Origin of the sequence: Fictibacillus phosphorivorans, assembly GCF_007673525.1 — a bacterium.
GTDB classification, from domain to species: domain Bacteria; phylum Bacillota; class Bacilli; order Bacillales; family Fictibacillaceae; genus Fictibacillus; species Fictibacillus phosphorivorans_C.
Map to the genome: position 1 here is coordinate 23531 of NZ_VDZU01000005.1, position 25501 is coordinate 49031.

22 protein-coding genes and 1 tRNA gene are annotated in these 25501 nt (G+C 41.3%); all 23 read left to right on the forward strand.

What is annotated here, in order from left to right; genetic code table 11:
- Positions 1 to 132: 132 nt before the first annotated feature.
- The 23 genes from FS458_RS19870 (at position 133) to cysK (ending at position 25143) form a co-directional block, all read left to right on the forward strand.
- Entirely contained in the window at positions 133 to 786 is a 654-nt protein-coding gene (locus FS458_RS19870) for a 50S ribosomal protein L25/general stress protein Ctc (protein ID WP_144704816.1), read from the forward strand.
- A 109-nt stretch (positions 787 to 895) separates the two neighbouring features.
- On the forward strand, positions 896 to 1456 hold the full coding sequence (gene pth / locus FS458_RS19875; RefSeq protein WP_144704819.1) for an aminoacyl-tRNA hydrolase: 561 nt from the start codon (positions 896 to 898) through the stop codon (positions 1454 to 1456).
- A 64-nt stretch (positions 1457 to 1520) separates the two neighbouring features.
- Positions 1521 to 1751, forward strand: coding sequence for an anti-sigma-F factor Fin family protein (locus FS458_RS19880; RefSeq protein WP_066390519.1), 231 nt, complete (start codon positions 1521 to 1523; stop codon positions 1749 to 1751).
- A 324-nt stretch (positions 1752 to 2075) separates the two neighbouring features.
- On the forward strand, positions 2076 to 5615 hold the full coding sequence (gene mfd / locus FS458_RS19885; RefSeq protein ID WP_144704822.1) for a transcription-repair coupling factor: 3540 nt from the start codon (positions 2076 to 2078) through the stop codon (positions 5613 to 5615).
- A gap of 141 nt (positions 5616 to 5756) precedes the next feature.
- Entirely contained in the window at positions 5757 to 6293 is a 537-nt protein-coding gene (spoVT, locus tag FS458_RS19890; RefSeq protein ID WP_137792166.1) for a stage V sporulation protein T, read from the forward strand.
- A gap of 227 nt (positions 6294 to 6520) precedes the next feature.
- Positions 6521 to 8107, forward strand: coding sequence for a putative polysaccharide biosynthesis protein (locus FS458_RS19895; protein ID WP_144704825.1), 1587 nt, complete (start codon positions 6521 to 6523; stop codon positions 8105 to 8107).
- A complete protein-coding gene (mazG, locus tag FS458_RS19900; protein ID WP_144704828.1) occupies positions 8107 to 9549 on the forward strand; it encodes a nucleoside triphosphate pyrophosphohydrolase in 1443 nt (480 codons plus the stop codon). Before FS458_RS19895 ends, mazG begins: the two co-directional genes overlap by 1 nt.
- A gap of 127 nt (positions 9550 to 9676) precedes the next feature.
- The gene (locus tag FS458_RS19905) at positions 9677 to 9949 is read left to right on the forward strand and encodes an HU family DNA-binding protein (protein ID WP_066238167.1); all 273 of its coding nucleotides are present in this window, start codon (positions 9677 to 9679) and stop codon (positions 9947 to 9949) included.
- 2 nt (positions 9950 to 9951) lie between these two features.
- Entirely contained in the window at positions 9952 to 10218 is a 267-nt protein-coding gene (locus FS458_RS19910; protein ID WP_066390530.1) for an RNA-binding S4 domain-containing protein, read from the forward strand.
- A gap of 180 nt (positions 10219 to 10398) precedes the next feature.
- Positions 10399 to 10707 (forward strand): sporulation protein YabP, encoded by a 309-nt coding sequence (gene yabP / locus FS458_RS19915; RefSeq protein WP_066390532.1) that lies wholly within the window; start codon positions 10399 to 10401, stop codon positions 10705 to 10707.
- Positions 10704 to 11303 (forward strand): spore cortex biosynthesis protein YabQ, encoded by a 600-nt coding sequence (yabQ, locus tag FS458_RS19920; protein ID WP_144704831.1) that lies wholly within the window; start codon positions 10704 to 10706, stop codon positions 11301 to 11303. The genes yabP and yabQ overlap by 4 nt, the downstream gene beginning before the upstream one ends.
- A gap of 20 nt (positions 11304 to 11323) precedes the next feature.
- A complete protein-coding gene (locus tag FS458_RS19925; protein WP_137792161.1) occupies positions 11324 to 11683 on the forward strand; it encodes an FtsB family cell division protein in 360 nt (119 codons plus the stop codon).
- Between the two features lie 91 nt (positions 11684 to 11774).
- A complete protein-coding gene (locus FS458_RS19930) occupies positions 11775 to 12218 on the forward strand; it encodes a S1 domain-containing RNA-binding protein (RefSeq protein WP_066390538.1) in 444 nt (147 codons plus the stop codon).
- Positions 12219 to 12635: 417 nt separating this feature from the next.
- Positions 12636 to 12712: transfer RNA gene (locus tag FS458_RS19935), tRNA-Met, on the forward strand.
- Positions 12713 to 13028: 316 nt separating this feature from the next.
- A complete protein-coding gene (spoIIE, locus tag FS458_RS19940) occupies positions 13029 to 15524 on the forward strand; it encodes a stage II sporulation protein E (protein ID WP_144704834.1) in 2496 nt (831 codons plus the stop codon).
- A 300-nt stretch (positions 15525 to 15824) separates the two neighbouring features.
- A complete protein-coding gene (locus FS458_RS19945; protein ID WP_144704837.1) occupies positions 15825 to 16577 on the forward strand; it encodes a vWA domain-containing protein in 753 nt (250 codons plus the stop codon).
- Complete coding sequence (locus tag FS458_RS19950; RefSeq protein WP_144704839.1) at positions 16540 to 17511, forward strand: serine/threonine protein kinase; 972 nt, start codon at positions 16540 to 16542, stop codon at positions 17509 to 17511. The genes FS458_RS19945 and FS458_RS19950 overlap by 38 nt, the downstream gene beginning before the upstream one ends.
- A gap of 223 nt (positions 17512 to 17734) precedes the next feature.
- Entirely contained in the window at positions 17735 to 19117 is a 1383-nt protein-coding gene (gene tilS / locus FS458_RS19955; RefSeq protein WP_260858856.1) for a tRNA lysidine(34) synthetase TilS, read from the forward strand.
- 21 nt (positions 19118 to 19138) lie between these two features.
- The gene (gene hpt / locus FS458_RS19960) at positions 19139 to 19684 is read left to right on the forward strand and encodes a hypoxanthine phosphoribosyltransferase (RefSeq protein ID WP_066390553.1); all 546 of its coding nucleotides are present in this window, start codon (positions 19139 to 19141) and stop codon (positions 19682 to 19684) included.
- A gap of 42 nt (positions 19685 to 19726) precedes the next feature.
- The gene (ftsH, locus tag FS458_RS19965) at positions 19727 to 21631 is read left to right on the forward strand and encodes an ATP-dependent zinc metalloprotease FtsH (protein WP_144704845.1); all 1905 of its coding nucleotides are present in this window, start codon (positions 19727 to 19729) and stop codon (positions 21629 to 21631) included.
- A 759-nt stretch (positions 21632 to 22390) separates the two neighbouring features.
- Positions 22391 to 23161 (forward strand): type III pantothenate kinase, encoded by a 771-nt coding sequence (locus FS458_RS19970; protein WP_144704848.1) that lies wholly within the window; start codon positions 22391 to 22393, stop codon positions 23159 to 23161.
- A gap of 13 nt (positions 23162 to 23174) precedes the next feature.
- Entirely contained in the window at positions 23175 to 24059 is an 885-nt protein-coding gene (hslO, locus tag FS458_RS19975) for an Hsp33 family molecular chaperone HslO (protein ID WP_144704850.1), read from the forward strand.
- Between the two features lie 157 nt (positions 24060 to 24216).
- Positions 24217 to 25143: a cysteine synthase A gene (cysK, locus tag FS458_RS19980; protein WP_066390567.1), complete on the forward strand. Its 927-nt coding sequence runs from the start codon at positions 24217 to 24219 to the stop codon at positions 25141 to 25143.
- The last annotated feature ends 358 nt before the right edge of the window (positions 25144 to 25501 follow it).

Below are 25501 nucleotides of genomic sequence, written 5' to 3' on the forward strand. Positions count from 1 at the left end.
GCAACAAGGAAAACACTGATTAACTTTCGCTTAAGAAGTGCTTGCTAAATCGATTTCTAACTTCACGTTTTAAAATCTTTCAGTTCGGGTAATGCTTTAAAGAGACTCGAAATAGGAAAGGTGGATCTCATTATGGCAACGAATCTAACAGTCGAAAAAAGAAATACAGACAAACGTTCGATTTTAACGGAATTAAGAAGTAAAGGACATTTCCCGGCAAACCTTTATGGTTATGGGACTAAAGCTGTAGCTTTATCCGTTGATGAGCCTGAATTTATTAAAGCTTACAGAGAAGTAGGCAAGAATGGCGTACTCAAATTAAAAGTAGATGGAAAAGATTATTCTGTCATGGTACAGGATATGCAAGTTCATCCTTTGAAAAATTCTGTTACGCACGTAGATTTTCTAGCAATTGACTTAAATAAAGAAACAGAAGCAGAGGTACCTGTTGTCCTAACTGGTGAATCTGTTGGAGTTAAAGAAGGCGGAGTATTGCAACGTGTACTTGCAACAGTAAACGTTAAAGCATTACCTGCGGACTTCCCAGAACAATTAGAAGCTTCTGTTGAAGAATTAAATATAGGGGATTCCTTATCAGTTAAGGACTTGCCAACAGGTAAAAAATACGAAATTCTTCACGAGGAAGACGAAGTAATTGCGAGTGTAACACCTCCAAAACTTCAAGATGAAGAAACGGACGAAGAAACAGAAGAAGCGGATGCAGAAGGAGATGCTCCAGAATCCTCTGAATCTGTTGCTGATGACAGTCAGGAAGAAGAAAAGTAAGACGAATAGAATGAATGAATATAAAAACGCAGCGACCGCTGCGTTTTTATTCTGTTATCCCAATTGTGTATAATGTTTATAAGACAATTGAAGGTAAGGTGAACATAGAGTGAAATTGTTTATAGGGCTCGGGAATCCAGGATCTCGTTTTGATGGTACCCGACATAATATAGGTTTTGAAGTCATCGATACATTATCGGACTCCTTAAACATCCCCCTGCAGCAAACAAAGTTTAAAGGAATTTACGGAACAGGTGTAGTTAAGGGAGAGAAAGTCTTCTTATTAAAACCGTTAACGTATATGAATTTATCTGGAGAATGTATAGGACCTTTCATGGACTATTTTCAGATTCCATTAGAAGACATGATTGTCGTGTACGATGATCTCGATACGATTCCAGGAAAATTAAGACTTCGTACAAAGGGGAGCGCAGGAGGGCATAACGGAATAAAATCCATGATCGCTCACCTTGGTACGCAAGAATTTAAAAGAATCCGATTTGGTATCGGACGCCCTACGAACCAACAGCCCGTTCCAGATTTCGTATTAAATCGTTTTTCTAAAGAGGAATCCGTAGATATCGAAAATGGTATCGATCGATCTGTGAAAGCGTGTGAAGCTTTTCTAGACACATCATTTGATAAAGTTATGAATAAGTTTAACGGCTAAAGAATAGATTACACATGTTCCGCTCATAATGGTTAGTATAATGCTAACCGAAAGGGGACTGTGCATGGCTATTCATTACCGGTGCAGGCATTGTAAAACACATGTTGGTACGATAGACCATCATACTGTTAATGCGGCACAGCTTGGATTTGAAACATTAAGTAACGAAGAACGGCAGGAATTACTCTCCTATAAAGAGAATGGAGATATAGAGGTTACAACGACATGTGAGGATTGTCAGGATACGCTAGAACGAAATCCGGAGTATCATACACTGAAATCCTTTATTCAATAAGGTAATGCTTTGGCCAAAGCCTATCTAAGCGGGCCAAAGCCTTTTTCTGTTTAAAATAGCTGTTTTTGTATTCCTTTGATGTTTTTGAAAGTAGTTGATTTCCGTTTCAGATGCTCGCTTTCCGCGGGGCAGGCGGTGAGCCCCTTGCCGCGTTGCGCCTTTAAGGGTCTCACCTGACCGCTTGTCCTAGCCGAGAGTCTCGCATCTTACTCTACAATCAACTTATCAATGAAGGGGTTTCTACAGAAATATCCGAAAGCCAAAATTTTAAAGATCACTGTTTATAGAACCAATGACTAGCTCTTGTGAGAGGGGGAGTAAGAAATGCTTGGATTGAAGAAATATTTTAGTCAGGGAGAAGACTTAAAATCGATAATGGATGGCATCAATGGAGGACTGAAAGAACAACTCGTCGCTGGTCTTTCAGGTTCTGCCCGAACGATGCTTATCAGCAGTCTTCACGAGAATACAGGAAAACCTCAACTCGTTGTCACCCATAATCTATTTCAAGCACAAAAACTATATGAAGATCTAACTTCTCTTTTATCTGAAGATGAAGTTTATTTATATCCTGTAAATGACCTGATCTCATCTGAGATGGCTATATCGAGTCCTGAATTAAAAAGCCAAAGAATCGAGGCTTTAAATCAGCTGAGTCGATCTTTTAAAGGTGTCATCATTACGCCTGTTGCTGGGTTAAGACGATACTTGCCACCCGTTGAAGTTTGGGAAAAAGCTGGTCTTTCTTTTCAGGTAGGTGAAGATATCGATTCAGATGAAGTCTTAAAAAAATTAGTTGCGATGGGTTATGAACGTTCATCGATGGTTCAAACACCGGGAGAATTTAGTGTTCGTGGTGGAATTATTGATATTTATCCGCTTACTGAAAAGAACCCTGTTCGAATTGAGCTTTTTGACACAGAGATCGACTCTATTCGATATTTTGAAGCAGAAACACAACGTTCACAGGATAAGGTAAAGACAATTTCCATTGCACCAGCTGAAGAACTTATTCTTTTTGATGAACATTATAACAGCGCTGCAGATCGCATAGATGCCAAGTTAGCTTCTACTTTAAAAAATATCAAAGATGATGCACTTAAAGAAACACTCGTTGAAAATATCAGCTATGAAACAGGAAGGTTGCGTGAAAAGCAGCAGTTTCAAAGCATGTATAAATACGCATCCCTCTTTTACGATGAACCGGCGAGTCTTTTGCAATACATATCACCTAATAGCTTAGTGGTAATGGATGAGATCGGCCGTATTCAAGAAACGAGTCAACAGCTAGATAAAGAAGAAGCAGAATGGCAGACAGCACTTCTTGAGCATGGAGAGCTGGTACAGGACCTTACGATCTCGCCAGATACAAATGGGTTACTTGGTGATAAAAAGGCGTTTCCTATTATCTATCTATCTCTGTTCTTAAGACATGTGCCACACACACAGCCTCAAAATATTCTGAACGTAGAATGCAAGAGCATGCAGAATTTCCACGGTCAGATGAATGTATTAAAAGGTGAGATGGATCGTTGGAAAAAGCTTGGATTTGCGATCGTTTTTATAGCGATGAACAAAGAGCGCGCAACCCGGCTGGAACGGGTACTTGCAGATTATGAGATGGATGCAGGAATCATTGGAGCAGACCAGAACATTCAGCCGAAAACGAGTCAGATCTTACTTGGAGATCTAGGAAGCGGATTTGAATCTGTTAAGCAAAAGCTCGTTGTAATCACAGAAGAAGAAGTATTTACGAAAAAAGCGAAACGTCCTGCAAGAAAACAGAAGATGACGAACGCAGAGCGAATCAAGAGCTACTCTGAATTAAAAGTTGGCGATTATGTCGTTCACGTGAATCATGGGATCGGTAAATACTTAGGAATTGAAACGCTTGAGATCAAAGGGGTCCATAAAGATTATCTGCATATTAAATATTCCGGAAACGATAAGCTTTATGTGCCGGTTGAACAGATCGACCAAGTTCAAAAATATGTAGGCTCTGAAGGCAAAGAACCAAAGATTTACTCTCTTGGCGGTAGTGATTGGAAGAAAGTTAAGAGCAGAGTTAAGTCTTCGGTTCAAGATATTGCGGATGATCTCATCAAGCTTTATGCAGAGCGTGAAGCGAGCAGAGGTTACGCTTTTGCTGAAGATGGTGCCGAACAGAGTGAGTTTGAGGGAAGTTTTCCTTACCAAGAAACGGACGATCAGCTTCGAGCGATCGAAGAGATCAAAAAAGACATGGAGAGCGTTCGTCCGATGGATCGTCTGCTTTGTGGAGATGTAGGTTACGGAAAAACGGAAGTGTCGATACGTGCGGCGTTTAAGGCGATCATGGACGGTAAGCAAGTGGCGTTCCTTGTTCCTACAACTATCTTAGCTCAGCAGCATTTTGAAACGTTTCGTGAGCGGTTTTCTGAGTTTCCGATCACGATTGGAAGCTTAAGTCGTTTTCGATCTAAAAAAGAGCAAAACGAAGTGCTAAAAGGCTTAAAAGCAGGTACGGTCGATATCGCGATCGGCACACACCGCTTGCTTTCTAAAGATGTTCAATATAAGGATCTAGGCTTGCTCATCATTGATGAAGAGCAGCGTTTCGGCGTTACGCACAAAGAAAAGATCAAAACACTAAAATCAAACGTGGATGTACTTACATTAACGGCAACGCCTATTCCGCGTACACTTCACATGTCGATGCTAGGTGTTCGTGATCTATCTGTAATTGAAACACCGCCTGAGAATCGTTTCCCGGTTCAAACATATGTGATGGACTATAATGGTTCTCTTGTTCGAGAAGCGATCGAAAGGGAGATGGGTCGCGGCGGGCAGGTATATTTCTTATATAACCGTGTGGATTCGATAGAACGAATGGCAGAGCAAATCTCGATGCTTGTTCCAGATTGCCGTGTTGCCTATGCTCACGGTCAGATGTCTGAGAATGAGCTGGAAAGTGTCATGCTGGAGTTCTTAGAAGGAAACTATGATGTGTTAGTATCTACGACGATCATCGAGACGGGTGTAGATATTCCTAACGTAAATACATTAATCGTGTACGATGCGGATAAGATGGGACTCTCACAGCTTTATCAGTTAAGAGGGCGTGTTGGTCGTTCCAACCGTGTTGCTTATGCGTATTTTACGTATCAACGAGATAAAGTACTAACAGAAGTTGCGGAAAAACGTCTTCAGGCGATCAAAGAATTTACCGAGTTAGGATCAGGGTTTAAGATCGCGATGCGAGATCTTTCTATTCGTGGTGCGGGTAACCTTCTAGGTGCCCAGCAACATGGATTTATCGACTCGGTAGGTTTCGATCTATACTCGCAGATGCTTGAAGAAGCGATTCAAGAAAGGAAAGGCAACAAGCCGAAAGAAGTGGAAGAAGACGTTGACCTTAACATTGAGGTGGATGCTTACATTCCGACGAATTATATTGGTGACGAAAAGCAAAAGATCGAGATGTACAAACACGTACGTGCAGCAAAAGCTTTAAAAGATATATCCGATTTGCAAGAGGAATTTATCGACCGTTTTGGTGACTACCCAGTAGAAGTCGAATGCTTGCTTTTAGTAGCGGGCATTAAACTCCGTGCAAAACGAGAAGGCGTTAAGCTGATCGAACAGAAGCAGGATACGGTGAACATGATTCTAAATGAGAAGACAACTTCATTGCTTGATGGCGGAAAGATGTTCGAGATTGCCAATAAGATCGGCAGACATGTAAATCTTGGCATGCAGGGTAATCTCATGAAAGTGATTATTAACCGAAAACGAGTAAAAGATTTGGATCTGTTGAAGCAGATTGACCTTTTCCTAAAAGAAATGAAGCATGCTAGGAAAGAAAAGACAACAAATACACCATAAATTATAATAACCCTCTCTTTCGTGAATAGAACAGGAGATGTAACAAATAATAAACCTAGGAAATGGAACATTCTTTCAGTGAAGGAACCATTTTGTTACAACAATGATTCATCATCATCCGAAAGAGAGGGCATTATCTATATGAAAGCAACTGGTATCGTTCGACGTATTGATGACCTCGGGCGCGTTGTCATTCCAAAAGAAATCCGCAGAACACTTCGGATTCGTGAGGGAGACCCGCTTGAGATCTTTGTAGACAGAGATGGAGAGGTCATTTTAAAGAAGTATTCTCCAATCAATGAGCTTGGAGACTTCGCAAAAGAATATGCAGAGAGCCTTGCAGACAGTACAGGTCATGTTGTGTTAATTGCTGACCGTGATACATACATTGCGGTAGCTGGCGGATCCAAGAAAGATTATCACAATAAAAGCATCGGTAAAGTAGTAGAAGCTTCTATGAGTGACAGAAAGACGTTAGTAGAGCCGAACGGAACGGAAGCTGAGCTGATCGATGGGATTAAAGAAAACACTTCTCACGTGATCGCGCCGATTATCGCAGGTGGAGACCCAATCGGAGCTGTTGTTATGATTGGTAAAGAAGGAAAGAAGCTTACAGAACTTGAGCAAAAACTTGCTGAAACTGCAGCTGGATTTCTAGCAAGACAGATGGAGCAATAAGAAAGAGCGGTTTATGCTCTTTCTTTTTTTTGCGCTGTTGGAACGAGTAATCCTCCTTATCGCTCTCTTTATGGTACCGGAGGAGAATCGCATATCGCAGGGCGATATACACGGACTATGGTATAATACCTTGAATTATGTTCATCCAAAAAGTTGTTCATCCAAAAAGAATGTGTCGACAATTGTCGTCCCGGGAAATATAAATGCTATAAATTTTGAGGTACTTCATGAAAACAAAGAACTATTCCGTATGGGAAGGGGCTATGCTGCTGACTGCAGCTGCCATTATCGTTAAATTACTCAGTGTCGTTTATCGGATTCCTTATCAGAACATGACGGGTGATTTTGGATTTTATGTGTTTCAGCAAGCTTATCCGTTTTATGCGATAGCCGTTGCTATAGCCTTTACAGGTTTTCCGATGGCTCTTTCAAAAATGATCGTGTCAGAGAAGAATAAAGATGATCATTTGATCAAAACAGCAGCGTGGACTGCTGTTAGTTTAGGACTAGTATCATTCCTGTTTTTATTTTTAGCGGCACCATTCATGGCACAATGGATGGGAGATTGGCATCTAGAACTGCCGATCAAAGTGATATCTGTTCTTTTTCTGTTTATTCCGCTCTCTGCCTTTTTTAGGGGGACCTATCAAGGGTTTGGCGATATGCAATTGACGGCTGTTTCGCAGTTGATCGAACAGACCATCAGAGTTTCAGGCATCTTACTATTATCTTATTATTTCGTTTTAAAAGGGTATTCCAGTTATGAAACAGGAGCGGCAGCGCTCTTTGGATCGGTTATCGGTGCGCTCGCATCAGGATTGTTTCTTTTGTACTTTTGGAAAAAAGGTGTAGCGGCTCCCTATGGCTCGAAGGCAAGATTTAGTTTTCTATATGCCGCAGAGTTATTAAAAACGAGCATCTATCTGTCATTAAGCGCACTCATCTTAGCGTTGATGCAGCTTGTTGATGCTTTTCTTTTCGTTAACGTTTGGATAGAAAGCGGCATGAAGGCTTATGATGCAAAACTTTTGAAAGGCGTTTTTGACCGCGGTCAACCTCTTCTTCAGTTAGGAACAGTGCTAGCCGCATCTGTAGCACTTGCCGTAGTACCAGAGATGGCGTCACTTGCAGCAGAAAAGAAACAAAAAGAGATCCGAACGCTTGCCAAGCTCTCCGTGAAAATTTCTATCGTTTTTGGCGGGGCAGCGGCAATAGGGCTAATCTTTATAATGAAATACCTCAATGTTATGCTGTTTAAAAATGATGATGGATCGCTTGCTCTTGCTATCCTTTGTATTTCAATTATTTTTGTATCCATCATCTATACGACCACAGGACTTTTACAAGGAATCGGTCAGGGTCGTTTTGCGGCATACACCGTTCTTGTCGCGGTATTGATAAAAATCCTTGGCAACTTGTTGCTCATACCTTCTTTTGGTATGGAAGGGGCAGCTGGATCTACCGTGCTGGCTACAATGGCTGCAGCGCTTGCACAACTATTGAAGCTTCAATTCGTTACGAAGTTTCTAACCCGAAGCAGAAAAACAACACTCCTTACACTATTCATCTCTCTGATATTGATGGGTGCAGGTGTATGGACATGGATTCATATGACGGAAAACTATATATTCATAGCAGATACTCGCTTTGAAGCGATGTTGATCAGTATCAGTGCTTCATTTATTGGTGCAGTGATCTATATTCTCTGTATCTCAGTATTTAAAGTGTTTTCTCAAAATGAATGGAACTCGGTCTTTCATTCTATTGGTTTTATTCAAAAAGTGTTTAAACGTCTTAAAAAAAGGAGACCATGATGACGAAGAACATTACGATTATCGGTTTAGGTGCAGGAGATTTAGACCAGATGACACTTGGCATCTACCGCATGTTAGAATCAGCTGAAAAAGTATACGTACGAACGATTCATCACCCTGCGATTGAAGAATTAATGAAGCAAGGAAAGCACTTTGTTGCATTTGATGAAATCTATGAAAAACATGAAAAGTTTGAACCGGTGTATGAAGAGATTGCTGAAACCTTATTTGCGCAGGCTGAGGTAGAAGGCCATGTCCTTTATGCTGTACCAGGCCACCCGTTAGTTGCGGAGCAAGCGGTACAGATTCTTCTTCATAACAGTAAGAGTAAAGGAATCGAGGTTTCGGTAGCTGGCGGAAAGAGTTTCCTTGATGAAATGTATACGGCTCTAAAGATTGATCCGATTGAAGGGTGCCAGATTCTTGATGGAACTTCATTAAAAAAAGACGAGGTTCAGATCAGGCATCACCTTGTAATCGTACAAGTATACGATAACTTTATCGCTTCAGAAGTAAAGCTAACTTTGATGGATAAGTATCCCGATGATTATGAAGTAACCATCGTTACAGCAGCAGGCAGTGCTGAGGAGTCTATTAAAGTAGTACCGCTATATGAGCTAGATCAGTCTGTTACATTGAATAATTTAACTGCCGTGTATGTTCCTCCGGTAAAAGAAGAAGAACTGTTATACAGAGACTTTGCGTTCTTAAAAAATGTCATTGCTCGACTGCGTGGCCCTGGAGGCTGTCCGTGGGATCAGAAGCAAACACACGTGACGTTAAAGAAGTATTTGATCGAGGAAGCTTATGAAGTGTTAGAGGCGATTGATGAAGAAGACGACGATGCTCTAGCTGAAGAATTAGGTGATGTGCTGCTTCAAGTTCTGCTTCACGCACAAATTGGGGAAGATGAAGGCTTCTTTGTTTTAGAAGACGTGATTGAAACGTTAACTGAAAAGATGATCCGCCGTCATCCTCACGTTTTTAGCGATGTTTCTGCAGAGGACGCAGATCAGGTTGTTGCAAATTGGGATGCGATTAAATCACAAGAAGCAGGAAAAGAAGATCGTGATTCTTTATTAGATGGCGTACCAAAGGGAATTCCAGCTATCCAAAAAGCGTTTCTTTATCAAAAAAAGGCAGCGAAAGTTGGCTTCGACTGGAGAGAAGTTGAACCGGTAGTCGATAAGATCTTAGAAGAATTAAAAGAGTTCCAAGAAGCTGAGGGTGATGAACAGCAAAAAGAATTAGGAGATCTGTTGTTCTCTGTTGTGAATCTAGCTCGCTTTTACAAGATTGACCCGGAAGAAGCTCTAAATGAAACAAACCGTAAATTCAAGAAGCGCTTCAACTACATCGAGCAGGAACTAAAGAAGCAAAGTCTCTCTTTTGACGACGTCACTTTAGAAGAAATGGACCGTCTTTGGAACGAGGCAAAATAATTTTTTTTTCAACAAAGAAGGATTATAGTGAAAAATAGAGAATATTTTCTCGAGAAATAACATGAAACCCTTAATTATAGGGGGTTTCTAGCGAAATCTTTGATAGAAACTTTAGGAGGTAATTAAAATGAACAAAAATGAATTGGTAACAAATATCTCAGAAAAGTCAGGACTTACTAAGAAAGACGTAGAAACAGTCGTTAATGGCGTAATCGATGAAATCACTTCTGCTCTAAAAGACGGAGACAAAGTACAGTTTGTTGGATTCGGAACTTTCGAAACTCGTGAGCGTTCTAGCCGTACTGGCCGCAACCCTCAAACAGGTAAAGAAATTCAAATTCCAGCAGCAACTGTTCCGGCATTTAAAGCAGGAAACAAGCTGAAAGAAGCTGTTAAGTAAGCATGCGCTTAGATAAGTTTCTGAAAGTCTCACGCCTGATCAAACGGAGAACCGTGGCGAAAGAGATTTCAGATCAAGGGCGTATCTCCATTAATGGATTGCAGGCGAAGGCTTCCTCTGATGTAAAAGTAGGGGACGAGCTTGCGATACGTTTTGGCCAAAAGCTCGTAAAAGTTAAGATCAACGAGCTTAAAGATACGACAAAAAAAGAGGACGCGGATAACATGTATACCGTCCTCGAAGAAAACCGCATCGAAACGACTGAGTGAAGAACCTGATTTTTTCAGGTTCTTTTCTTTTTTTTTTGCGAAAAATTCGGATCACTGACGAATCATTGTCATTTAACGAGCAGATTTGAAGGGGCTGTTTTTAAGCATAGCTTTTCACACAGCTTGTTCTATTCTCTTTTGATGTTTCATACATTTGTATGGAATAGAGGAGGGGAATGTATGGACCAACGATATGATCTGAATGGATATAATCAAAAAGTGAGCACACCCAACCACGATGTAAGAATGATAGGAAGAAAGAATCTAGAGATTACAGGTGTTAAGCAAGTAGAAAGTTTTGATAATGAAGAGTTCTTGCTTGAGACAACAATGGGCTTTTTAGCGATCCGCGGGACAAACTTGAAGATGAAGAATCTTGATGTGGAATCAGGTGTTGTGAATATTGAAGGAAAAGTATTCGATCTTGTTTACCTGGACCAGCAGACCGGTGAAAAGACTAAAGGCTTCTTCGGCAAACTGTTCAAATGACCTTAACCGTACAGTTTGAAACGATGCTTTCTATGGTTTTCATGGGAATCTGGATCGGGATGGCTGTCGATACGTACAGCCGATTCATCCATGAAAAACGAAAGTGGCATTGGCTACATTTTTTTAATGATCTGATGTTTTGGCTGGTACAGGCTTTGCTGGTCTTTTATGTCCTTCTACACGTAAATCACGCGGAGATTCGATTTTACATTTTTATTGCTCTCATTTGCGGTTATGCGGCGTACCGAGCACTTTTTGAACGAATCTATAAAAAGATACTTGAGTGGATGGTATCGGCGGTCGCCTCACTTTTTCGTTTTTTATACCGTTTACTTAACTCTTTAATCGTTATGCCGATAAAATGGTTAATTATGCTCATATCCGCTATTCTTTTATATGTACTTAACATCTTGCGGAAAATTATTATGGTACTATTCATGATTCTTTTTTCTCCTTTTAAGTGGGTTGGAAGACTCATATGGCGTTTCATACCAAAGCAAAAATGGTATAATTTAAAAGAGAAATATTCAAAATTAAAAGGGTTTTTCATTTCTGCGAAGAATAAAGTCAGCAATTGGAAGGGAAAAAAGAAGTAAAGGAGGGGAACAGCGAACAAATGCGCCAGAAAAAAATAACAGAGATTCACTCACAATACATCCAGAATAAAGAGCGTCATGAGCAAGTGATCGCTAAACGTAAGCGTGGTTTATACAGGCGCTTAACGGGGGCTTTTATCGTATTTTCCTTTTTTGCTTTTTTAATTATTACGGGTATTGCAGAACAGCTCTCCCTTTTAAATGAAAAACAGATGGAACAAAAAGAATTAAGCGACGAATACAAAGCTCTTTTAGAAGAAAAGGCACAACTTAAAGATGAAGTGAATAAACTAAAAGACGAAGAATACATTGGAGAAATCGCCAGACGCGACTTTTTTATGTCAAAACCTGGTGAAACAATCTTTAAACTTCCAGAATAAAGCATTAAGCGTAGATTGACACGCAGATTTTTTCGATTGTATAATAAGTAATGATATCTTAGGAGATTTTTTAAGGAGGAGCATTTTTTGCATGTCAATTGAAGTAGGCAGCAAGTTGCAAGGTAAAGTTACTGGGATTACTCATTTTGGAGCGTTTGTAGAGCTGCCAGGGGGTACAACAGGACTCGTGCATATTAGCGAAGTTGCGGATAATTACGTAAAGGACATCAACGAATTTCTTAAAGTTGGTGATCAAGTCGAAGTTAAGGTTATGAGCGTCGAAAAGGACGGGAAGATCGGTTTATCTATCAAGAAAGCAAAAGAAAATGTTGCATCTGCTAGTAGACCAGCTCCTGCAAGAGGCGGATTTAACAAATCTCGCAAAGGTCCTAACCGAGGCGGTAACAACCATTCAACGGCATTATCTTTTGAGGATAAGATGAACAAATTCCTTAAAGATAGTGAAGATCGACTCACTACTTTAAAGCGTAGTACTGAATCAAAAAGAGGTGGCCGCGGCGGCCGAAGAGGATAATTGTTGCATTTTTAATGCTCATTCATCTATATATGGCTAGCACTCTATTCTTGAAGAATAGAGTGCTTTTTTGTTTTCGAGTACGTTACTTCAAGAAGGTGAAAGTGGTTGATTTCCGTTCCAGGTTTCTTCGCTTTCCGCGGGGCGACCGGTGAGCCCCTTGCCGCTTTGCGCCCTTAAGGGTCTCACCTGACCGCTCGTCCCGCAGGAGTCTCGAACCTTGCACTCCAACCAACCTTCAGAGAAGAAAGAGAATTGATAGAAAACAACCATTACAAGGATGATTATCCTGATCAACAAATCTCCACTCATAATGTATTAAAAGAGGATAACAAAAAACTTTTTCGACAAATTTCAAAAGAACCGTTGACAGAGTACCCGGATAGATGTAATATACTACTTGTGTCTTTTACAAATGGCGGTGTAGCTCAGCTGGCTAGAGCGTACGGTTCATACCCGTGAGGTCGTGGGTTCGACTCCCTCCGCCGCTACCATTTTTAATTTTGACATCTACATAAAAACGTACAAGAGTATCCGTCAGCGGGTGCTCTTTTTTTGTATCAATCCCCATCAAAATTATTTTAAACATCTATCCCTTTATATTTTTCTTCATAATTCTCCTTAATAACTTCAAAAATGAAAATTCCTTTTCTCTTTTTGCAAGAATGTTGTCCGCTTTTGCTCTTCTTTCGTGAAATAGTGGAGAAGTCCGTCGATAAGTTTTTAAAACCTTAACTGCTCTTTTGACAAAATCTTTGTTCTAAACCTGTTTATAATGGTTACACAAATTGGAAACGGGTGGTGTATGGGATGTGGCAGAAGGTGGAACAAGAAGTACTCGAACCGATTAGAGGAATGGTCTGGGTAGAAAAAGGTCAGCAGGCAGTAACGAAGACGAGTAAGAGATGGCTTCAGATTTTGAACCAGAGCATTTTTAACTGGAGAATGCTGTTGTTTGGAATTGGTTTTTTGTTAGGACGAGCTATGATTCTAGCTGAGATGTCTCCCTTTGCTTTACCATTTGCGGCTAGTGTGTTCGTTTTGAGAAAAGAACGGACAGGCATTGCTGTCTTTGCGATCTTGGCAGGAGCGATGTCGCATCAACCGATGAACGCTTTGTTCTTTATAAGTGCTCTACTTGTCTATGCAAGCCTGCAAAAAGGAGCAGACCTGTTCATAAAAAATCGGATGCAAAGTCTTCCGCTATTGGTCTTTGGTTCTTCCTTAATCACGCGAACTGTGTTCTCTTTGTTTGGGGAAGGAGGATTAGAGCGGGTCGATACGATGCTTGCGCTAGTTGAAGGAGGATTGAGCTTAGTCCTTACGTTAATCTTTTTACAAAGCATACCGCTATTAACGAATAAAAAGATACCTCAATCGTTAAAAAACGAAGAGATTGTTTGCTTGATGATTCTTCTTGCTTCTGTCATGACCGGAACGATCGGCTGGCAGATCAATGATGTTGCCGTAGAACATGTTGTTTCACGTTACTTAGTATTGTTGTTTGCTTTTGTGGGAGGCGCTGCGATCGGTTCTACTGTTGGTGTTGTTACAGGTCTGATCCTAAGCCTCGCGCAAGTGGCAAGTCTTTCTCAAATGAGCTTATTAGCTTTCTCTGGACTGCTCGGCGGTCTTTTAAAAGAAGGTAAACGGTTCGGTGTAAGTCTTGGGCTTATCATCGGAACCGTCATGATCGGTTTATATGGTGAGGGGAGATCTGAAATCACATCCACATTGATGGAATCAGGGTTTGCTGTTCTGCTCTTCCTACTAACACCTAAGACTGCGATCAGCAACATTTCAAAATATGTACCAGGCACAAGAGAACATTCGATGCATCAGCAACAATATTTGAAGAAGATTCGCGACGTGACCGCGAGTCGCGTTGAGCGATTCTCAAGCCTTTTCCAAGCTCTATCCCATTCGTTTCAATCGGTAGGTTCATCGTTAAATGAGGAAGAGAGCACACGTGAAGTGGATCTTTTCTTAAGCAACATTACAGAAAAAACGTGCCAGACTTGTTTTAAGAAGGAACAGTGCTGGGCACAGAATTTTACAACGACTTACGACTTGATGACCAGGCTGATGGTCGAGCAAGAAGATTATAGTGATATTAAGGATCGAAAATTAAAGCGAGATTGGGAAAAACATTGCATCAAGCCTGAAAAGATAACAGATCTCATGAAAAAAGAACTAACGCAATATCGAGCTTCTCAAAAATTGAAGATTCAAGTGCAGGAAAGCCGTCGTTTAGTTGCTGATCAGCTGATGGGCGTTTCACAAGTGATGGGCGATTTCGCAAAAGAGATACAGCGAGAGCAAGAGAACCACCAAATTCAAGAAGAGCAGATCAAAGACTCTTTGGCTCAAGCGGGAATTGATGTTGGTCATGTGGATATCTACAGTCTGGAAACGTCTAATGTCGATATTGAAATGACGATTCCTTCCTGCAACGGATCAGGAATCGCTGAGAAGCTGATCGCACCGATCTTATCCGACATATTGGAAGAGACGATTCTTGTGACGCATGAAGATTGCGCAAACTATCCGACTGGCTTCTGTCATCTATCCTTTCATTCAGCGCGAGAATATGTAGTTGAAACAGGAATTGCTTCAGCAGCCAAAGGGGGAGCGTGGCTTTCGGGGGATAGCCATTCGACGATAGAGATCGGCGCTGGGAAGTTCGCTGTTGCGATTGCAGATGGGATGGGTAACGGAGAACGAGCGTTCATTGAAAGCAATGAAACACTGCAGCTTCTGCAAAAAATTCTTCAGTCCGGAATTGAAGAAGAAGTTGCCATTAAGTCAGTCAACTCTGTGCTCTCGTTACGTACAACAGATGAGATTTTCTCTACGCTGGATCTTGCGATGATCGATCTGCAAGATGCTTCTGCTAAATTCTTAAAGATTGGTTCAACGCCGAGTTTTATTAAACGCGGAGACCAGATCAAAACAGTGGAAGCGAGCAACCTGCCGATGGGCATCATCCGAGATTTTGATGTCGACGTTGTTGATGAACAGCTTAAAGCAGGAGACATCCTCATCATGATGAGTGATGGAATCTATGAGGCTCCACGTCATATCGAAAATATTGATGCGTGGCTGAAGCGAAAGATCAGAGAGATTGATACCGAAGATCCGCAAGAGATAGCAGATCTGATCATGGAAGAAGTGATTCGTTCAGGAAATAACGGAATCGAGGATGATATGACGGTCGCTGTAACAAAGATCGAAAAGAACATTCCAAAGTGGGCAACTGTTCCACAATATCCGAAAGTAGCGATCAATCGAAAGAAAGCTCAATAGTTTATGAGAATAAGAGGCCGTTCTTTTCTTTGGAAAAGAGCGGTCTTTTTTTATGTGTAGTCTTTTTGTGGTGCGAGCTCGCATTTGTAAGTGGACAGTATTTTGGCAGAAGTGGACAGTAAAATTTAAAAAGTGGACAGTAAATAATGAAAACTGGACAGTATTTATGTATAAGTGGACAGTATTCCCGCTCCGACTTCATTTAGCGATTATGTATTGCGGTCTTTTCTCTGTATAAACCACCGCTTTCTTGACGAAGATGGTAATAGTTAAAATTCGTACTTGAGAGGGGTTAGCGTTATGCGAAACAAAGGAACGCTGCGTCAAATTTTGCTGATTACAGATGGGTGCTCGAACCAAGGTGAAGATCCGATCGCAATGGCGGCACTTGCTAACGAACAAGGAATAGCTGTAAACGTTATTGGTGTACTGAATGAGAATGCACCAGAGTATCATAGACAGGGTTTAAAAGAAGTAGAAGAGATCGCGATGGCCGGCGGCGGCATAAGTCAGGTTGTTTATACGAAACAACTCGCACAAACGGTGAAAATGGTCACTCAAAAAGCAATGGCCCAAACGATAAAAGGTGTTGTTAACGCAGAGCTGCAACAGATACTTGGAAGTCAGTCTACCATGGAAGATCTTCCGCCAGACAAACGAGGAGAAGTTATTGAAGTTGTCGATGAGATGGGAGAGACCATGAACCTTGAGATCTTAGTTTTGATTGATGCCTCTGGATCCATGGAAGACAAGATGCTAACGGTTCAAGAGTCTCTGCTTGATCTCTCTATATCGTTGAATTCGAGAATTGGAGATAACGAGTTTGCACTCTATGTTTTTCCGGGCAAAAGAACAGAGGCAGAAGAACTTTTAAACTGGTCGTCAAAACTAGAATCGATCGGCAAAACATTTTCAAAGATTTCACTTGGCGGGATCACACCGACAGGTCCTGCGATAAAAGAGGCTATAGCGGCTTTTGGCCGTAAACGATCGTCAAAAAGGAGATTCTTGTCCGATGATGCCCCAGGATATACGAACGAGTCCGGTATGTAACTTAGCAGTTGGTGATGAAATACGCGGTAAGTGGAATCATTCCAGATATCGGATTCGGCGCCGTTTAGGGTATGGAGCAACCGGTGCCGTCTACTTAGCTGATTCGGATCGAGGGGTGGTCGCACTTAAGATCGGGCATGATCAGATGTCGATTACATCTGAAGTCAATGTGCTGAAGCGTTTTTCTAAGGTCCAGGGGAAAGTCCTTGGACCTTCTTTAATCGATGTCGATGACTGGGTGACAAAAACTGCCACGTACCCCTTTTATGCGATGGAATATTTAAAAGGAGAGACACTCTTTGATTTTATGAAGACAAAGTCTCCCGAATGGGCAGGAATCTTGCTCGTACAGTTACTAACAGATCTTCATACCCTCCATCAGGCGGGATGGGCGTTCGGTGATTTGAAACCTGACAACCTGCTTGTCACGGGCCCACCTTACCGAATCCGCTGGATTGATGTTGGAGGAACGACTGTGATGGACAGGTCGATCAAAGAATACACAGAGTTCTATGATCGAGGATATTGGGGGAAAGGAACGAGAAAAGCCGAGCCATCGTATGATTTATTTTCAGCAGGCATGGTGATGGTGAATTTAGCTTATCCTTCCCGATTTACGAAAAATGGAGATGCTGATAAACAGTTTCAAGCCAAAATTGCAGGCAGTCCAATGCTTAAACCGTATGCACCTATCTTACAAAAAGCATGGAACGGAAAATATCGCAATGCAGAAGAGATGAGAAACGAGCTTGTTCTTTTATTGAACGCTAATGATAAAGCAAAAGCTCCTCAAACACAGAGGAATTCAACACAAAAACCAACATCAAGACAAGCGCAAAAGAAAAAGAAAAGCAGCTTTATCGTAGAAACATGTTTAGTCTTCACGTTTGTTTTCGTTGTGTACTTTTTTTACATGCTCGGTCAAACGATGTAAATAGTGTTCGTTCCTGCAATTCTTTGTTATGATTTTAAAAGGCGTTTTCGTAAAACTTCGTTGCTCTTGAAAGTGGTCGCTTTCGGGGGACGTGCGGTGAACCAAAAGAAAGATCTAACAGAGAAAGAGTATTTATATTCAGCCTAGTCTTTTGGATTAACAAGTCAACGAAACAGGCCTTGATAAAAAACGGAAAATGAAGGAGCGGTTCACGTTGCAGGAAGTGGAGAATTTTATTAAAAGACACCAGCTTCTTTCAGCTCCTCAAACTGTAGTGATCGGTGTTTCCGGAGGACCAGATTCTTTGGCATTGCTGCATTTTTTATGGAGAAGGTCTTCGTATTATAAAATTAAGATCGTCGCTGCCTCATTCGATCATCGCTTAAGGGGTGACGAGTCGGCATCAGAAATCGCGTATGTTAAGAGCTTTTGTGACGAGCGGAATATTACTTTTGAAGGTGATAGCGTAGATGTTGCAAGCTATCAAGCAGAACATAACTTGTCATTACAAATTGCTGCTAGGATCTGCAGGTACAATTTTTTTGAGAACGTGATGAAAAAACACCGTGCAGAGGCGCTGGCGCTCGCGCATCATGGCGACGATCAAGTAGAAACGATGCTCATGAGGATGACGAGGGGCAGCGAAGGATTAAGTTCCGCTGGCATCCCGGTGAAACGTCCTTTTGCTACAGGGAAAATAATTCGTCCTTTTTTAGGAATAACAAAAGACCAAATCGAGCATTATTGTAAAGTAGAAAACCTGTTTCCCGTTTACGATTCAAGCAATGAAAGTGATAAATATGTTCGGAATCGCTTCAGAAAAAAAATTCTGCCTTTTTTAAAACAGGAAAACCCTAACGTACATGAAAGATTTCAGTATTTAAGTGAAACTATTTCCGAAGATGAAGCGTATATATTGAAACTGGCTGAAATAGAGTTAGAAAAGGTTTTAATCAGGCGAACAGAGGGGAAAATAGAGTTATCTGTATCTGCTTTTAACAAGATGCCTATTCCTTTACAAAAAAGAGGGATTACACTAATATTGAACTATCTGTATAAAATTAATCCTTCATCTCTTTCCTCTGTACATAAGGAAAACTTTCTTAGTTTGCTCGGAAGTGAGCATCCGTCCGGAATGTTGCATTTTCCGTCAGGTTTAGTAGTCAGCCGAACTTATGACAGATGTTTGTTAAGTTTTGAGCATATCGTCAAAAATAACGAAGAGTCTTATGACTTTTCACTAGAGCTGCCCGGTTTTGTAGAATTGCCGAATGGACGTATAACTGCTGAAATAACAGATTGTGAACCCGCTTTACAAAGAGGAAAAGATGTTTTTGTGTTTTCAATGAAAGAGGTTGATCTCCCGTTACGAGTTCGCACCCGAAAACCAGGTGACCGGATGGCGATTGCCGGCGTCGGTTCTCGGAAATTAAAAGATATATTTATTGATGCTAAAGTGCCGCAGGAAGAAAGAAACGTTTGGCCGATTGTTGTTGATGCAACCGGTAAGATTATTTGGCTTCCAGGGCTAAAACACATTAGACGTCATCAAATAAATCCATCAGAACTTTGGGTTATCCTACGCTTTCATAAAAAATCGCCATGACGTCTAGGAGGCTTGTTGAACATGCATGATGAAATTTTAGAAACACTTATTTCCGAAGAAGCTATTCAAAACAAGATTAAAGAACTTGGTAAAGAGCTTTCTGTGGAATATAAGGAACGCTTTCCATTGGTGGTCGGGGTTTTAAAAGGTGCTCTACCTTTTATGGCAGACTTGATCAAACGTATGGATATCCATCTTGAGATCGATTTAATGGCAGTTTCCAGCTATGGTGCATCTACCGTTTCTTCTGGTCAAGTTAAAATTGTTAAAGATTTAGATACTTCCTTAGAAGGTCGAGACGTTATCATTGTAGAAGATATTATTGACAGTGGTTTAACGCTCAGCTATCTCGTTCAACTGTTTAAGGCACGCAAAGCAAAATCGGTTAAGATCGTTACTTTGCTTGATAAGCCTACAGGACGTAAGGTTGATATCGCTCCAGATCTTGCTGGCTTCATCGTTCCTGATGCTTTTGTTGTTGGTTATGGATTGGACTACATCGAGAGATACCGTAACTTGCCTTACATTGGCGTTTTAAAGCCAGAGATTTACGAAAAGAAAGAATAGAACACCGCATAAGATTTGATTGTTCGCCTAAGGAGGTAAGGAATGAATCGCATCTTCCGTAATACTATATTTTATTTATTAATCTTTTTAGTTGTGGTTGGAGTTGTCAGCTTTTTTAACGGCAACAACAACGAAGTCAAAGAAATTCGTTATGATCAGCTGACTAAGTACATCGAATCAGGCAAAGTGGAAAGCATCGTTTACCAGCCTGAGGGTGGCGTATATGTTGTCCGCGGTCAGCTTGAAGGCGCAAAAGAAGGAGAAGTATTCCAAACGAATGCTCCTCTAACTGGCAACACATTGGCTGAGATTGAAAAGCTTGCTGATTCATCAAATGTTGAGTTTAAACAGCAAGAACAAACGAGTGGCTGGGTGACGTTCTTCACCTCAATAATTCCGTTTGTCATTATCTTTATCTTATTCTTCTTCTTGCTTAACCAAGCGCAAGGCGGCGGAAGCCGAGTAATGAACTTTGGTAAGAGTAAAGCTAAGCTTTATAACGAAGAAAAGAAAAAGGTTACCTTTAAAGACGTAGCTGGTGCTGATGAAGAGAAACAAGAGCTTGTTGAAGTTGTTGAATTCTTAAAAGATCCGCGTAAATTCTCTGCGCTAGGTGCGCGTATTCCAAAAGGTGTTCTTTTAGTAGGACCTCCGGGTACTGGTAAAACACTTCTTGCACGTGCAGTAGCAGGAGAAGCAGGCGTTCCGTTCTTCTCGATCTCAGGTTCTGATTTCGTAGAGATGTTCGTCGGTGTCGGTGCATCACGTGTTCGTGACTTGTTTGAAAATGCTAAGAAAAACGCACCATGTATCATCTTCATCGATGAGATTGATGCGGTAGGTCGTCAGCGTGGAGCTGGTCTTGGCGGAGGTCATGACGAGCGTGAGCAGACACTTAACCAATTGCTAGTTGAAATGGATGGTTTCGGTGCTAATGAAGGAATTATCATTATCGCAGCTACCAACCGTGCTGATATTCTAGATCCAGCCCTTCTTCGTCCGGGACGTTTTGACCGTCAGATTCCGGTTAACCGCCCAGATGTAAAAGGACGTGAAGAAGTACTTCAAGTGCATGCGCGCAATAAGCCGCTTGCAGAAGACGTTAACTTGAAAACGATCGCGATGCGCACTCCAGGTTTCTCTGGTGCGGATTTAGAAAACTTATTGAATGAAGCAGCTTTAGTTGCTGCCCGTACGAATAAGAAAAAGATCGATATGGATGACGTTGATGAAGCGATCGACCGCGTTATTGCAGGACCTGCGAAAAAGAGCCGTGTGATTTCCGAAAAAGAAAAGAACATTGTTGCTTATCATGAAGCTGGTCACACTGTTATCGGTTTAGTTCTTGAAGGAGCTGACACTGTTCATAAAGTTACCGTTGTCCCTCGTGGTCAAGCAGGTGGTTACACAGTAATGCTTCCGAAAGAAGATCGTTACTTTATGACAAAACCTGAATTAGAAGATAAGATCGTTGGACTTCTTGGAGGCCGTGTGGCTGAAGAGATTACGTTCCAAGAAGTAAGTACGGGAGCTCATAATGACTTCCAGCGTGCGACTGGAATTGCTCGCCGCATGGTAACCGAGTTTGGTATGAGTGAACGCCTAGGGCCGATGCAATTCGGTTCATCACAAGGCGGTCAAGTCTTCTTAGGAAGAGACTTCAATAACGAGCAAAACTATAGTGATGCAATCGCGCATGAGATCGATTTAGAAGTTCAGCGTATCATCAAAGAATCTTACGAGCGTTGCCGTCAGATCCTTACTGAGCATAATTCTAAGTTAGAAATCATTGCTCAAACATTGTTAACTGTAGAAACGCTGGATGAAGAACAAATCAAAGAACTCGTTAAAACAGGTAAACTACCTGACAGAAAAACGATTTCTAACCCATCTGATGATGTTAAAGTAACACTTAACAAAAAAGATGAAGAACCAAAACAAGATTAATTTTTAAAAGGACACCTCAGAGATGAGGTGTCCTTTTTTGTATTACTTTTTGCTTTTGAAAGTAGTTGATTTCCGCTCCAGGTTGCTCGCTTTCCATGGGGCGACCGGTGAGCCTCCTGCCGCTTTGCGCCATTAGGAGTCTCCACCTGTCTAGTTGCAGTGGCTAGCCCCTCGAGGTCAAAAGTTGAACAGTCAAGAAGGCAAACTGCGCCTTCCTAGCCCATTCAACTTTTGCTTGTCGGGGCTGAACGAGCCACTTCCACATTTCGGACTGACCGCTCGTCCTATAGGAGTCGGCAACCTTACGCTACAATCAACTTGTCAATGAAGATAATAATAAAACATCCAAAAGCAACAACCCTTTAGAAAAACAGCATCTTTAAAAGGTCTAGCTCTTATGATTTTCGTTTTTTGTTCTTCATCTTCAAGGATATGCTAATAGGAGTGAAAGATTTGATACTACTAGTGAGGCAGCGGGTAATCTGATTGTTCTTTTTCCTTCACCGACCAGTTGATTGGAGTGTAAGGTGCGAGACTCTCGGCTAGGACAGGTGGGCGGGTGAGACACTTATACGTGAAACGTACGAATGTGGCTCACCGCCTGCCCCGCGGAAAGCGAGTACCTGTAACGGAAATCAACCACATCCAAGAGCACCATAGGGTTACTAAAATATCTGAATAAGCCGCCATGCTTTACTCCTATACGTTTTATGTTATAACTATTATAGAAACTTAAGATAAGAAGCGGGGACAAATTCCATGATTTTTGTGTTTGATGTCGGAAATACGAATATTGTTTTAGGACTCTACGAGAATGATGAACTGAAACATCATTGGAGAATTCATACATCACGTGAAAAAACAGAAGATGAGTATGGCATGCTGATACTCGATCTGTTCCGCCACGTTAATATTCATAAAGAGCAGATAGAAGGTATCATTATATCTTCGGTTGTTCCACCAATCATGTTCGCCTTAGAGCGTATGTGTGTGAAATATTTTAACCAGCGTCCATTAGTAGTGGGACCTGGTATTAAGACAGGGTTGAATATTAAATATGAAAACCCAAGAGAAGTAGGAGCAGACCGAATTGTTAACGCAGTTGCTGCTATTCACGAATATGATGCACCGCTTATCATCGTTGATTTTGGTACAGCTACTACGTATTGTTATATCAATGAAAACAAACAGTATATGGGTGGAGCGATCGCGCCGGGTATCAACATTTCTACAGAGGCTCTTTATACGAAAGCTGCCAAGCTGCCGCGTATTGAGATTGCTAAGCCTGAAGGTGTGATCGGAAAGAATACGGTGAACGCGATGCAAGCGGGTATTCTCTATGGATATGTAGGACAAGTAGAGGGTATTGTAAAAAGGATGAAAGAACAGTCTGACGTTGAACCAAAAGTAATTGCAACCGGCGGACTTGCGAATTTAATTGCAGCGGAAAGCAACGTGATCGATCACGTTGATCCATTTTTAACATTAAAAGGTCTATTGCTGATATACGATAAAAATAAGAATGGTTAAAGGGTGAGTTTCAATGAATGATTATTTAATTAAAGCCCTTGCTTATGATGGGCAGATCCGTGCTTATGCGATCTCTTCTACTGAGATGGTAAGTGAAGGACAAAGAAGACACGATACATGGCCGACAGCTTCGGCTGCTTTAGGAAGAGCTATGACTGCATCGACCATGATGGGTATGATGCTAAAAGGTGAAAACAACAGCATAACGGTGAAGATTGAAGGCGGCGGTCCAATCGGAGTGATCATCGTAGATAGCAATACAAAAGGTGAGACACGTGGTTATGTAACGAATCCTCATACTCACTTTGAACTGAACAGCAAAGGAAAGCTGGATGTAGCAAGGGCGGTAGGGAAAGACGGATATCTATCAGTTCTAAAAGATATCGGAATGCGCGAAAAGTTCACAGGACAAGTGCCGATGGTTTCTGGTGAACTAGGAGAGGACTTTACGTATTACTTTGCTTCTTCTGAACAGGTGCCTTCTGCAGTAGGTGTTGGCGTTCTTGTGAATCCGGACAATTCGATCAAAGCATCAGGTGGTTTTATCGTACAAGTGATGCCGAATGCTTCGGATGCAATCGTTGATTTACTCGAAGAAAGAATCAACGCGATTCCTCCGATTTCTCGATTGATCGAAAAAGGGATGACACCGGAAGAAATTTTATTTGAACTTTTAGGAGAAGACCAAGTCCAAATTCTTGAGAAGTCTCCTGTGCGTTTTCAGTGTACATGCTCACATGAGCGTTTTGGACAGGCGATCGTAAGTCTGGGTGAACAAGAAATCTCAGATATTATAGAAGAAGACGGCCAAGCCGAAACAAACTGTCAATTCTGTAACGCCACTTATATCTTTACAAAAGAAGAACTTCAAACCTTGCTGGATCAAGCAAAAGCGTAAACCCGGACTTTTCTCCGGGTTTTGTTTTATACATGAAATAAAAAATTCTGCGTACCATTGTAAGAGATGATTTTCGTATGCAATAAAATTGACAGAGTATTTCCAGGGTTGCTACAATTAATCCAATAAAAATACTCGGTTTTAGGAGTGATGGCAAATGGCAAGAGTGGCACAATCAATCACAGATCTGATCGGTCAAACGCCGGTAGTGAAATTGAATCGCATCACATCAGAGGATATGGCAGATGTTTACCTGAAGTTAGAGTTCATGAATCCGGGAAGCAGTGTAAAAGACCGTATCGCATTAGCGATGATTGAAGATGCAGAGAAAAGCGGAAAATTAAAAGCAGAAGATACGATTGTTGAACCGACAAGTGGTAACACAGGAATTGGTTTAGCGATGGTTGCTGCAGCAAAAGGATACAAAACGGTTCTTGTCATGCCTGAAACGATGAGTTTAGAAAGAAGAAATCTTTTGAGAGCTTATGGAGCGGACCTTGTCCTAACCCCTGGACCTGAAGGAATGGGCGGAGCGATTAGAAAAGCTGAAGAACTAGCAAAAGAAAAAGGTTACTTCATGCCACAGCAGTTTAAGAATGAAGCAAACCCTGCCATCCATCGAAATACGACAGGTCAAGAGATCGTTTCACAATTCCCAGACGGTCTAGACGCATTCGTATCTGGAATCGGCACAGGCGGAACAATAACAGGTGCAGGTCAGGTCTTAAAAGAAAAATATCCAGAGATTAAGATCTATGCGGTTGAACCGACTGATTCTCCTGTATTATCTGGTGGAAAACCGGGACCGCACAAGATACAAGGAATCGGCGCAGGTTTTGTGCCGGATATTTTAAAAACAGACATCTACGATGAAGTTTTAACCATCTCAAACGATGAAGCTTTCGAATGGGCGAGAAAAGCGGCGCGTGAAGAAGGGCTTTTAGGCGGTATTTCTTCTGGTGCAGCCATATCAGCAGCATTAAAAGTTGCTAAGAAGCTTGGCAAAGGCAAAAAAGTTTTAGCCATCATTCCAAGTAACGGGGAACGTTACTTAAGTACCCCACTGTACCAATTTGAAGATTAATTCTTTTAGTGAGCTCCCTTTCTGGGGGCTTTTTTTGTTAAGGGTGGGGGTATTTGACGGGTTGGGATCGTCGAACTTTGTCAACTCGCCGGAATAAATCTAAAATTTCCTGAATTATAGCTGAGATTTCATGAATTATCGACGTGTATACCCCACTCCGTATTACCTAAAATCTGTTATAGGTCCAGAAAGTCTATTAAATTTGGTGTCTTAATTCCTCAGAACCATTCCTTTAGTTAATTTTGTTCTTTTATAAGAGCTTTTTTCTAAAACAATCGTCGCTTTTTCAACACTACACAAGGTCATCATCTCTTAAGACTATTAAAGTGGAGAAAATACCCATGTAAATGCAGGAAAT

Bases quoted from the DNA above. Each gene is read 5' to 3' on its own strand.
- FS458_RS19870 (WP_144704816.1), top strand. From the start codon at position 133: ATGGCAACGAATCTAACAGTCGAAAAAAGAAATACAGACAAACGTTCG.
- FS458_RS19880 (WP_066390519.1), top strand. From the start codon at position 1,521: ATGGCTATTCATTACCGGTGCAGGCATTGTAAAACACATGTTGGTACG.
- mfd (WP_144704822.1), top strand. From the start codon at position 2,076: ATGCTTGGATTGAAGAAATATTTTAGTCAGGGAGAAGACTTAAAATCG.
- spoVT (WP_137792166.1), top strand. From the start codon at position 5,757: ATGAAAGCAACTGGTATCGTTCGACGTATTGATGACCTCGGGCGCGTT.
- FS458_RS19895 (WP_144704825.1), top strand. From the start codon at position 6,521: ATGAAAACAAAGAACTATTCCGTATGGGAAGGGGCTATGCTGCTGACT.
- mazG (WP_144704828.1), top strand. From the start codon at position 8,107: ATGACGAAGAACATTACGATTATCGGTTTAGGTGCAGGAGATTTAGAC.
- FS458_RS19905 (WP_066238167.1), top strand. From the start codon at position 9,677: ATGAACAAAAATGAATTGGTAACAAATATCTCAGAAAAGTCAGGACTT.
- FS458_RS19910 (WP_066390530.1), top strand. From the start codon at position 9,952: ATGCGCTTAGATAAGTTTCTGAAAGTCTCACGCCTGATCAAACGGAGA.
- yabP (WP_066390532.1), top strand. From the start codon at position 10,399: ATGGACCAACGATATGATCTGAATGGATATAATCAAAAAGTGAGCACA.
- yabQ (WP_144704831.1), top strand. From the start codon at position 10,704: ATGACCTTAACCGTACAGTTTGAAACGATGCTTTCTATGGTTTTCATG.
- FS458_RS19925 (WP_137792161.1), top strand. From the start codon at position 11,324: ATGCGCCAGAAAAAAATAACAGAGATTCACTCACAATACATCCAGAAT.
- FS458_RS19930 (WP_066390538.1), top strand. From the start codon at position 11,775: ATGTCAATTGAAGTAGGCAGCAAGTTGCAAGGTAAAGTTACTGGGATT.
- spoIIE (WP_144704834.1), top strand. From the start codon at position 13,029: ATGTGGCAGAAGGTGGAACAAGAAGTACTCGAACCGATTAGAGGAATG.
- FS458_RS19945 (WP_144704837.1), top strand. From the start codon at position 15,825: ATGCGAAACAAAGGAACGCTGCGTCAAATTTTGCTGATTACAGATGGG.
- FS458_RS19950 (WP_144704839.1), top strand. From the start codon at position 16,540: ATGATGCCCCAGGATATACGAACGAGTCCGGTATGTAACTTAGCAGTT.
- hpt (WP_066390553.1), top strand. From the start codon at position 19,139: ATGCATGATGAAATTTTAGAAACACTTATTTCCGAAGAAGCTATTCAA.
- ftsH (WP_144704845.1), top strand. From the start codon at position 19,727: ATGAATCGCATCTTCCGTAATACTATATTTTATTTATTAATCTTTTTA.
- FS458_RS19970 (WP_144704848.1), top strand. From the start codon at position 22,391: ATGATTTTTGTGTTTGATGTCGGAAATACGAATATTGTTTTAGGACTC.
- hslO (WP_144704850.1), top strand. From the start codon at position 23,175: ATGAATGATTATTTAATTAAAGCCCTTGCTTATGATGGGCAGATCCGT.
- cysK (WP_066390567.1), top strand. From the start codon at position 24,217: ATGGCAAGAGTGGCACAATCAATCACAGATCTGATCGGTCAAACGCCG.